General features: G+C 38.6%; 10 protein-coding genes. 1 reads left to right on the forward strand and 9 read right to left on the reverse strand.

All coding sequences use genetic code 11. From position 1 onward, the window contains the following. The 8 genes from AC1DWN_RS18505 to AC1DWN_RS18540 form a co-directional block, all read right to left on the reverse strand. Positions 1–857 (reverse strand): glycoside hydrolase family 20 zincin-like fold domain-containing protein (locus AC1DWN_RS18505; protein ID WP_477560381.1); only part of this gene is annotated, 857 nt, incomplete at its 3' end. Between the two features lie 233 nt (positions 858–1,090). After that, a complete protein-coding gene (locus AC1DWN_RS18510) occupies positions 1,091–1,324 on the reverse strand; it encodes a hypothetical protein (protein WP_477560382.1) in 234 nt (77 codons plus the stop codon). Between the two features lie 231 nt (positions 1,325–1,555). Beyond that, positions 1,556–1,975 (reverse strand): discoidin domain-containing protein, encoded by a 420-nt coding sequence (locus AC1DWN_RS18515; protein ID WP_477560383.1) that lies wholly within the window; start codon positions 1,973–1,975, stop codon positions 1,556–1,558. A gap of 67 nt (positions 1,976–2,042) precedes the next feature. Continuing rightward, positions 2,043–3,566, reverse strand: a complete 1,524-nt coding sequence (locus tag AC1DWN_RS18520; protein WP_477560384.1) for an ABC transporter substrate-binding protein — start codon at positions 3,564–3,566, stop codon at positions 2,043–2,045. A 51-nt stretch (positions 3,567–3,617) separates the two neighbouring features. Next, positions 3,618–4,508, reverse strand: a complete 891-nt coding sequence (locus AC1DWN_RS18525) for a carbohydrate ABC transporter permease (RefSeq protein ID WP_477560385.1) — start codon at positions 4,506–4,508, stop codon at positions 3,618–3,620. A gap of 33 nt (positions 4,509–4,541) precedes the next feature. Further along, positions 4,542–5,471: an ABC transporter permease gene (locus tag AC1DWN_RS18530; RefSeq protein WP_477560386.1), complete on the reverse strand. Its 930-nt coding sequence runs from the start codon at positions 5,469–5,471 to the stop codon at positions 4,542–4,544. A 207-nt stretch (positions 5,472–5,678) separates the two neighbouring features. After that, on the reverse strand, positions 5,679–7,910 hold the full coding sequence (locus AC1DWN_RS18535) for a helix-turn-helix domain-containing protein (RefSeq protein ID WP_477560387.1): 2,232 nt from the start codon (positions 7,908–7,910) through the stop codon (positions 5,679–5,681). Positions 7,911–8,238: 328 nt separating this feature from the next. Continuing rightward, positions 8,239–9,156 carry an S-layer homology domain-containing protein gene (locus AC1DWN_RS18540; RefSeq protein WP_477560388.1) on the reverse strand — a complete coding sequence of 306 codons (918 nt, stop codon included), beginning with the start codon at positions 9,154–9,156 and terminating at the stop codon, positions 8,239–8,241. Positions 9,157–9,311: 155 nt separating this feature from the next. On the opposite strand from AC1DWN_RS18540, the gene AC1DWN_RS18545 reads away from it, so the two are divergent. Then, positions 9,312–10,130 carry a hypothetical protein gene (locus tag AC1DWN_RS18545; protein ID WP_477560389.1) on the forward strand — a complete coding sequence of 273 codons (819 nt, stop codon included), beginning with the start codon at positions 9,312–9,314 and terminating at the stop codon, positions 10,128–10,130. A 242-nt stretch (positions 10,131–10,372) separates the two neighbouring features. On the opposite strand, the gene AC1DWN_RS18550 is transcribed toward AC1DWN_RS18545, so the two are convergent. After that, positions 10,373–11,056, reverse strand: a 684-nt coding sequence (locus AC1DWN_RS18550) for a discoidin domain-containing protein (RefSeq protein WP_477560390.1), incomplete at its 5' end; no start/stop codon positions are given.

Here is an 11,056-nt window from a genome sequence, read left to right on the forward strand (position 1 = left end):
TCACAAACCACATTAAATAATTCTGAAGTGAAATTGGGCAATAAATCATCGTAAGTATTTTCCAATAATTGAATACTCTTTGCATCGAGAGGATTCAATGTATACGGAGTCTTATCCCACCCCCAAGGAGCTTCACAACCATCCGGACATTCTGCTAATTCATTGAATTCCGGTCTCATTAACCATGGAGACATATGTCCAAAGCTATTCTGATTAGGAACCAGTTCAACAAATCTTTCTTTGCAATACTTATCCAGTGCTACGATTTCTTCACCGGTTATAGGTGTTTCATTGTGCCAGACGTCAGGATAGGATGGATAAGCAAAGGAAAAGCCTTCAATATACAGCTGTAACTGATTTAGCTTAAGGTCTGCCATAAAATCAACAAAATGATACAAGGTGCTTAATTTTGGAATTTTATTCCTGCTAATATCTAACATGATTCCTCTTGCCGCAAAATCTGGTTTATCTACGATTCTGAGGCAAGGAATCCTTCCTTTATTCGATTGATCTATAATTTGTTTTAGAGTACTTACGGCATGAAATGCACCGGCATAATTCCCATACTCAATCCATATCTCTTCCTCACTGATCGTTAACGAGTAACCTTCATCAGGTAATGCTGAATTTTTCTTAAATAAGTAATTCTTTAACTGTGACGTATTATTAGTTACAATGGGCAAGCTTTCACCTGTTGAATTTACTATTAACTTTTGCAGTTTTTTCGCAATGGGATATAAGCCTCGTCTGTCTTCATAAGCAATCGAGATTGGACCATTAGCTCTTATTTCAAAAAAACCTTGTTGATACTGAATTTCACTTGGATGCGGTATGATTAACAATTTATAAAGTCCCAATCTTGATTCCTCCTATTCAATAAAAAACTTCCATTTCAGAGAGTTGCAGAAGATGGTACATGGAACCATTCTCTGGAGTGCCTAATCTAATTCTATTCCGGCATTATCCATAATCGTTTGAGCGCATTTCTTGTTAGGTCCGTATTATATCTCTGCAACAGAGCCCAATTAGGAGACGGGTGTTTGACAACATTGTTGTTAATATCGTAATACTTCCCTTTGAGGAATTAGGATCAAGCCAATTGGCATGCTGAAAACCGATCCCGTAAAATTAAATAAGCCCCCGTCTTATCCAGATACCATTCGCCTTCCTCATCTAACAACTCGTAAGCGTTCTCAATCCAGCTTGGCGTCTGAGTCGTAACATTCGATCTTCCCCAACTTCGATCCATCAAAACCGCTCTTTCATTGATCGATTCAATTCCGCCACGGTTAAAATACCACCAATATCCGAGTACAACCTCCATATCGCTTATCGCTTATATTTTTCCAAGTCGACATGCTAGAATCGGGTGCCACGAAGATTGTATTACAATTTACGTTCCATCCGTCAGTCAATATTGCTGTTCCCATGTATCCATATTCTAGTGAACTATTTGAATTCACCGTTTTATTCTCTGCTAAATTTCCTGACGTAAAAGCTTCTATTTCCGCCAACTGCATACGATAGATCATTGTTTCATTGCTAGCAGGTATACCTAGTTTTGTGGCATTGATTTTAATATAACGTGCAGTTGTCGGAACAAAGGTATACTCCTGTGGAGTTGCGTATGGATTAAGTTGATTTGCCATTGTGCCGTTTCAGTTGAATTGTCAGATGTTACAGTTTTATTTAGCGCCACGTTGTCAGATGATAGCACTTGCATTTCAGCCAACTGAAGCCTATATGCAGCAGGTTCTTCAATATCAGGAGTTCCTAATTTGGTTACATTTAATTGGATATAGCGAGCATTCGTGGAATCGAACGAATACGTTTGCGGACTGCCATTCGGGTTGGAATGACCTGTTACTGATTTAACCGTCGTAAATGAAGTACCATCTGTCGATGTTTGAATCGTAAAGTTAACTGGATAATTTGGGCTTTCTGCACCTGGTGTCTCCCCGACTCTTGGATACAAGACAATTTGATCCGTTAACTAACCAAAGTACACTGTATGCATAGCGTACTTTGGTTACAATCACTTACTATAGCGTCTTCTTCCACTCATCGATTTGTTTCTGCATTTCTTCAACAATTTTTTCGGATCCTGCTTTTTTAAGCTTCTCGATAAATACAGGATAATCACTTTCCATACTTAATATGGCATAAGTAAGACCTTCAACATATTCATTAATTACCGCTCCAGTATTTGCGACTTCTGTTTTTACAGGAGTAGGATCAAAAGTGAATCCTAAAGCTGGTGAAGCTACTGCATCTTCATTAATTTTCTTATGTTGTGCCCAAACGTCCTCAGGCTGACCATCAAGTAGATAACCATTGAAAGTAGATGCGAGGAGCCAGTATGGGACACCTACATACTTGGAGTCTTTATCCGGTTCGATATATTTACCAGTTTTCTTCGCATAATGCTTACCTTCAATGCCATACGTTATCAAGTTATATAATTGTTCATCCGTATTCATCAGTTCAAGTGCCATCATTGCCCGTTCAGGATTATCTGAGGTACGACTAATAGAAGTCAAAGTAGCGAGAATACCGCTGTTGTTCAACACTAATTCGGAAATTGGCGTATTAACTATTGCAGTGCCATGTGCTTGCGATGCTAGAGCTTCGCCACCTGGCTGCCAGGTCCCACCGAAAAATGCACCTGATACTTGTCCCGCTACCATATTTTGATCCTTCTTGCTTAGTAATTCTTTCGATTTAAAGTAACCTTTGTCTACCCATTTTTTCATCAGCGTTAAATAAGACTTAAACTCATCTGATTCAAACTGATTTAATACTTTCAATGAGCCGTCAGTCATATAAATAGCCCCGGGTACATTATCCCCACCAAGCAGTTCAAAATTATAATATCCATGTAAATAGTTCCAATCCATCAGTATAGGATACTTGTTAGGTTCCCCGTTCTTAAAGTTTTCTAAGTAGGGCTCGAGATCTTCAAGTTTGAATGTATTTTTATCTACCGCTCTAATATCAAAACCATATTTATTAGCGTATTCCTCGGGCATGTTTAATGTAGTGCTTCTTGCAGAGATCTGTTGATTTGGAATCGCATATATTTTTCCGCTTAATGTTGTCGCTTTCCAGAAATCGTCGGTCATGGAAGCGTACAGTTCAGGAGCATACTTACTTAATAACTCATTCAAAGGGAGAAGATTTCCTTTTGAAGCAGCCAGTTGGAAATTATTTAGCCAGTTGGATGTAAACGCTAGATCGAATTTCTCTGATGTCGCCATCATAACCTTCATCTTATTATCGTAATCACCCCAGCTGAGCGGATAAAATTGAATGGTTGCATTAATTTTTTCTTTTAAGATATCGTTTACAGATTGCCACACAAGTTCTTCTTCCCCAAGTGGGTCGCCTGATGGGTAATACCATGACAGTGTGACCTCTGGTAATTCCTTCCCATTCTCTGTGCTTGCACTACTAGGAGACTGTCCCCCCCCTTGTTTCTCATCATTTTTCGCACACCCTGCAAGAGAGAACACGGCGATAAGACATGCTACAAGTAACATTGAAACCATTTTATTGCTTTTCGACATTCAAAACCCTCCTAATTATTTATCATTATCCGGATTTATTCCGGGAATAACCTACCCTTTAACCGAACCGACAGTCAGACCACTAACAAAATACTTCTGAAAGAAAGGAAATACAACCAGCATCGGAACAACGATTAATACACATAAAGCCATTCTTGCAGACTGTTTAGGCAATGTATCTGCGGTGATACCAGATGGTAGAAAGTGAGCATTTTTTGTATAAAAGTCGATGTTAGATGAAATTTTATAAAACAAATATTGGATACTTATTAAGCGATCTTCCGTTATGAATAGGAGTCCCAACCAATAATCATTCCAATATTGAATGGCAATTAATAGCCCTACCGTTGCTAATGCAGGTTTAGATAACGGCAATATCATTCGAAAGAAAATGCCAAGTTCACTCGAACCATCAATTTTCGCTGACTCTATAATTTCATAGGGTATCGTTTGAAAAAACGTCCTAAGGAGTAAAATGTACCAAGCAGCTATTAAATATGGTGCGATTAGCACCCACGCCGTATTTTGCAGGTTTAGACTGTTAATGACCATATACCACGGAACTAATCCGCCGCTGAACATCATCGTAAAAAAAACAATGAATGTTATCTTGTTCCTTGGTTTGAAATCCTTTCTCGAAATCGGGTAAGCAATCATCGCATTGACCAATAATCCAATTATTGTTCCTATAATCGTAACAACGAATGTAATATAGTAAGCATTCAATAGTTTTTTTGCATTTAGAAATATAAATTGATAGCTGCTAATATCAAAATGAGTCGGAATAATGCTGTAACCCTTGTTGATGATATGGCTTTCAGCACTAAGCGAGGTACTCAGAACAATAACAAAAGGTAATAAACAAAGGATACAAAAAACAATGAGAATAATATGTGAAAGCAATATGAATGTTGAACCTTTTACTCTATTAACTGATTCCATAACCTTCCCCTTCTCACTGGATAAGATAAGAGCTTAAAATACTGCATTATCTTTATTGATCTTTTTAATTACAGAGTTCGAGATTAACACGAGTAAGAAGCCTACAATGGATTGATAAAATCCTGAAGCAATTGCCATTCCCGTATCCCCCATCACTCTTAAGGATCTATACACGTAGGTATCAATAACATCAGTGGTACTGTACAACATTCCAATATCTTTCGGGAGATTGAAAAACATGTCAAAATTACCGCTGAATATTCTACCAATGCTTATCAAAGTCAGTAGCGTAATAAGAGGCATTAAAAAAGGCAAAGTTATTTTGTTAATCATCGTTAATTTTGAAGCCCCATCAATAGCTGCCGCTTCATAATACTCACGGTCTATTCCTAGAATGGCTGCATAATAGATTATCGCCGTATAACCAAGAGACTTCCATGTATTCATGATGATAATAATAAATGGCCAATATTGTGCTTCAAAATACCAATCCGGAGGTTGAACCCCCATCGATAATAAAAATTTGTTTAAAAATCCGAGATCGGTTTCTAAAAATGTAAATAACATATACGACACAACGACCCAAGATAAAAAATACGGAATAAACATAATTGTCTGATACACTTTTACGTAAAACTTTTTTGTTATCTCATTTAATAGGATCGCAAATCCCACAGGAAAAATAATTCCCAAGATAATAAAGACAGCATTGTATCCCACTGTGTTCCTAGTGATCCTCCACGCCGTGTCCGATTGAAAGAAGAACTCAAAATTCTTTATCCCAATCCACTCACTGCCCCAAAAACCTTTATCTACACGGTAATCCTGGAAAGCTATAATCAATCCGCCCATAGGTATATAATTGAATATGAGCAAAAAAATCAAAGCCGGAACACATAAAAGAAAAAGCTGCAGTGTATTTTTATTAATAAGCTTCTTTTTCTCCTTATTTATTAGCAACACTATTCTTATCCTCCTATCATGCTGTAAATATTGTGTCAGCAACCCAATGGCGCCATTGGATCTAGTCAAACATTAGCATGTTGTACAACTGAAGATATACTCTTAAAAATATACAACAGTTAGAATTTTGAATAATTACGTATCACAAATCGATACGTTTGTTAGTTTCGTCACTAATCGCATAAAAAGATAACCGTTGCCAAATGGCTAACGGTTATTTTTCGACTTTCTATATTGGTTAGGTGTTATGCCGCTCGCTTTCTTGAAGAGGGTGTAGAAATATCCACTGCTTATAAAGCCGATTGTTTCCGAAATATCATTTATTGAATTCTCCGTGTTTATTAATAGCTCTTTTGCTTTCTCTAGCCTGACCTCTGTAATATATTCTGCTACAGACTTTGAGCATATTTTCTTAAATAGACGACCCAGATACATAGCAGACATTTTGAAATGGCTCGCAATCATATCCACAGAAAGGTTATTATCTGCATATTGCCTATGGATCATCTCAATGACCTTCTGAATTAATTCATCATGCCTTGTGTTTTCCTTATCCTTTAATCTGGGGGCTATGCTCTCGAACAATGTGAAGTAATGATTGTTAATTTCCTCCAACGTTTCAAGCTTATCTAATTCCGAAATAAATGAATTCAGATTATACAGCATGGGCGATCCTGAATTTCTCTGGATGGTATCTAATACCATGCTAATATCGACGGCCAGGCGTAGCAATCCCGACTTTAATATATTGTAGGAGTAGTCGACTGTACTGTTCACGATTTGAAGATATATATTTTGCACTTGGGATATTTTCCCTAGCATCAGCGATTCCATCAGCATTTTTTCTTTATCTGTCGGATAAGTGTAAGGCTTATCTACAAGCTCATTCATATTCTCTGAGTATACGATGCATCGATGCCCATATATCAGCCTATAATTTGAAGCATCCAAAGTCTCGTAATACATTTCACCTGCGTCGCTAAACGAGTCTATGATCGAGCTTATGACGACTGAGAGAGAGGTTTTATACGTTTTCTGTACGTAGTCTTGAATGTTATTGACTAAACTCTTAATGGTTTCATGAAATTCGTTAGAAGTACATTCGTTAATATTACACAAAATCACAACATGATCGGCATCGATATCGACGGGTTCGCAGACGTAATGCTCGGAAAGAATTTCGCATGCGATATTCATAATTGAAAATTTGATCATGCTCCTATCTCTCAAGCTATTGTTGGTTGTAAATGCTTTGAAGTGATCAATCTTAAACAGCAACATAAACATAGGGGATACTGGATCTAGCATCATATTGAATTTACTGAGTTTCTTCTGGATAATCTCGTCACTAATATGAGAATCGTTCTTCAGAATGTTCCTTAGAAAGATATGCTTATCATCTTTACTCTTCTCCGTTCGCATGATAGATAAGGTGGATGCAATCTTATGAATCGGACGATAAAGGTTTCGGGATAGGACTAGTGATAATAGGAGACCGCTAACGAGTATAATAAAACCGATTAGAAACGTTTTGGATTTCATATCATTGATTTTTTGCGTGATAGAGCTATAGGGAGTAATACGGATAAACTTCCACTCCTGAGATTCGGATGAAACATAAGATATGAGCGATTTAACTTGGTTTACCTCTCTAACGAAATAACCAGACTCGTTTCTGGAGTTCAAAATCGATTGGATATAACTCTGATCTGAAAGGTCCGTGAAAAGACCGTTCGTCTTATCACTGATGACCATTCTTCCTTCGTTATCGATAATAAACGTATTGCTTTGTGCCTCGGTGTTCAGTAAGTCTATCATGTTGCGAAGCCAATCCTCAGAAATATTGAGGATGATGATATGATCGTCCAGCGGAATGCTTTCCGAATAAGAATCATAAAACAAATAAGTGTACACGTTTTCATTTGTATCCTTAAGGATGCCTGGGTAGGCATTAGCGACATTTCGAGGAATAGGCGTAATTCGCTTATAGTTTTTGATATCTTGCAGGATCTGAAGAATTCCTTGATCGAAGAAGGCTGCCTTTTGATTCGTTTCGTATTTTTCAATATTGACCATACTCGTATACAAAGTGTCCCTCTTAGAGTTATATACATAGATTGATTCTACGAATGGCGAAGTGGCACGATAGGAACGCAACTGATCTAATGCCAAATACTCCTCTCTTACGTCTGGCAACGAGGAGTAGGAGAGCTTTGAGATGGAATCGTTAAAATAAACCTGTAGAGACAAGCTCTTTGCCAAATTATCCATTAAGGTTGAGCTATAACTGATTTGTGACAGACCATCCCTATTATTGGAATGAACAACATTCAATCCAATCCGTTCAAATGTGAAGTACAATATCGATGAGAGTACAAAAATCGTAATCGTAATCGATAATGTCAGGGATATTAAAATTTTCGCATATAATTCCCTCAACAATATCCCTCCTCAAGTTGCATACTTAAATCTATAGAATTATAGTCCTAAAAGTCAACATAATAGAGTTAATATCTATAATTCTCTAATAAAAGTATTGATTTTGTACTCCTTGAAATCTGCCCCCCCCCCATTTTCATCGGCAATTTATCCACAGTTTTTTATCGATCATAATTTCCTATACAAAATAAACAAGAAAAGTTCAGATTTCAAACCAATCACACAAAGATGGCAGCTATTCAGAGCTTCAAAGGGGATATCGATCTCCTAATAGCAAAGAGGCTGCCCATAAGTCCTGATATGCTCCCCTTACAGTAACAGGTTTTTGTTATTTCACCTGTCTACCGTATGGGGAGCATATCAGAGTGAAGCTGCTGACCGTTCTTCCCCTAATAATTTTCGCGGAGTAAACGTTGCTTACGACATCCGCATACCAGGAATCCGACGGCACATCAGTAAATGGAATATGAGCAGCTGTGGTCTTCAGATTTAATGCTCTTGATACCATCGCGGCAAATTGCGCCCTTGTCACMTTGCCATTAGGTTTAAAATGATCATCGTCCGGATGCTTGCGATTAGTCATGTAGCTGTACGTGTACACGTCGAGACCAAATGCTGCCGCCCGGTCAACAATATAATTAAAATCCTGATAGCCTTCTGGCGTTTGATCCACATCCTGGACAAATAATAGAATTGCATCGATTCCCGCATGCGCCATTGCGTTAAGATGCGCATCTGGATAACGGTCAAGCCCCCAACCGGAATGGGCCATACGCGGAGAAAATAGGGGGGCCCGGGAAATATCCTGGTCACTTACGAAAGGCGCTTCACGTAAATTCATCAAATCTTCCAAATAATAGCTACCCTGTCCGACACCCCGATCATCGTATCCACATACAATAATGCGATTTGCGTTGGTGATAATGCGATAACTGCGCGATTTGTCCAGCTTGCTTTTGAGCGCCGGAAGCTCCTCTTGCAAGGCTAGAACGATAACTTGCTCCCCGACGTCAGCCATTTCATCGATATTCGCAACGCGGTGAATCAAAACTGAAACATGCATGCTTACAAACAGGTAGTCTTGCAAATCTTTCGCTATATTCCGTATAAGAGGTCCCGCATTATCCTTGATGGCTATATACCAATCATTCCCGATCTCTACTTCTCCCTGCTCCGGTCTAACATCAGAATCGATCCGGTTTGTGAACCACTTCCAATCGCCTACGAAATTCATATTTTTGTTCATTCATTGCTATCCCTCCACAATGTCTGACTTATCACCTACCCTATGTCATATGAGCAGTAACAAGCTTACTTCTAATTTGTTAAGCGCTTTCATTAATTTGATAGTAACTCGATCTCGTCTACCCCGCTTATATGAATAATAACGAGATTGTCGATATGGAATCAGATTTGAGAATCGAACATGTGGTAGTCGATATTCTTCAGGTAATTGAAATGGGAGTCGTTGATCCAGACTGGTTCCTCAATCAAGGGACAGATCATATTGACAAAGCAATTAAAGGTAAGGCTGGAGTCATTCTTGGTAACACTGTCGATTTCGCTTTAGATGCCAATCCAACAAGCATTCAATCTCTTAGCCAAGCTATTGAGCCGAATACAAATTGGATACCTTTTAACCCATTGGGCAATATGCCATTAAGAGCTGGTATATCTCCAGATGAGCCTTTTGTATTTTCCAAAATAACAGCGGATGCTCAACCTGAGAAAATAAAAATGATTGTACACATACTCGATTGGCTAACAAGCGAAGAAGGGTTTCTATTGACCCATTACGGCGTTGAGGGGAGCCATTACGAACGAAGTGGAAATACGATCAATCAACTTCCGCAGACTAAGGAAAATATGAAGACTTATGATTTCATGAAAGTATGGAGCTTCTTTACACCAGATACCCCTAGTGTACTTGGTATGCAGGTTGTCAATCCCATGCTTACGGCCAGAGACAAGGAAATCAAAGCATTTGTAGCTGGACTTCCTGCCAAGCCGAAACTTGGTGTTGCCTTGGCTCCTCCACTTGGCGTGGATGTTGGAGCTTTCAGAGCAAGACAAAATCAGCTGCAGGTCAAAATGTTATTTTCCGATCAGTCAGGTAAGCTATGGCCTGTTTATTACGAGGAAATTATGAGTCAATACAATGGTTCTTTAATCATTAATAATTTCGAAAATCAAGTTAAGTCAGCAAATAATGAAAAGTAAGCCCAGAACTCCACATGGACTGGACTTACTTTTTAAGCACTATCAAACAGCTTTTATACAAAACTATTCTGATAGGAATGTAAAGAAACCCGAATCCCATCGCGATTATCCGTTTCATTGTAATCGTCAAATAGCCCCTCCTTTTGATAGGATAGGACTATTTGTCTTTTACCTTATTGAGGCTGTATGAGATGCTTGCTTGTTACTGTCTGATCTAACTGGGTCTAGTTGCGTACTGACCTCTACGGTTGGATGACCGTTATGTCATTGTTGGAAGGAATACTATAATCTTGGCCATACAAGATCAGTTCAGCCATACCTACCCTAAATCCACCGCCGGCAGTTATATCCTTTATAGATACGCGAACATAATTGATATTATTATATGGCTTAACAAAAGCCTCCGGTGTGAAGTGTTGCCCCCCTACAAGGTGGTTATCAAGCGCTTTTTGCCATACGACGCCATCCGTTGATACTTCTAAATCATAGGTGTACCAGTTACTATCCTTTTCCCAGTAGATGCGGCTCCCCGCTACAGTTTGGGGTTTCTTGAACTTAACGGTAACGGACTGTGGCATCGCTGTTGATTTTGCGAGCCAGCCTGTTCCTATTGTTGTAATTCCATCCCTTAACTGATCCGTGTCTCGACCCTCTTCACTTTCCGATGATGCTTCTATCGTGTCGATGGTATGATCCGCAATAATATTACCTGGTTCTTGAATGTCTGAAGGTATGACCTTAAATTCATATAGGGACGCCCAGTCCTTGTTAGTAATGCTGTTTACAATGGATAACCTTACATATTTGCCTCTAGTATCAACCAAAGCTGTCTCTTCGCTTCCATTAGGAGATGTATTGGTTGATCTATCGATAACCTTAGTCCAATTTTCTCCATCATTTGAAACTTCAATGTAATACTTATACAC

It is taken from the genome of Paenibacillus sp. P4_A7 (genome assembly GCF_056402455.1).

Bases quoted from the DNA above. Each gene is read 5' to 3' on its own strand.
- AC1DWN_RS18510 (WP_477560382.1), bottom strand. From the start codon at position 1,324: ATGGAGGTTGTACTCGGATATTGGTGGTATTTTAACCGTGGCGGAATT.
- AC1DWN_RS18520 (WP_477560384.1), bottom strand. From the start codon at position 3,566: ATGTCGAAAAGCAATAAAATGGTTTCAATGTTACTTGTAGCATGTCTT.
- AC1DWN_RS18525 (WP_477560385.1), bottom strand. From the start codon at position 4,508: ATGGAATCAGTTAATAGAGTAAAAGGTTCAACATTCATATTGCTTTCA.
- AC1DWN_RS18545 (WP_477560389.1), top strand. From the start codon at position 9,312: ATGGAATCAGATTTGAGAATCGAACATGTGGTAGTCGATATTCTTCAG.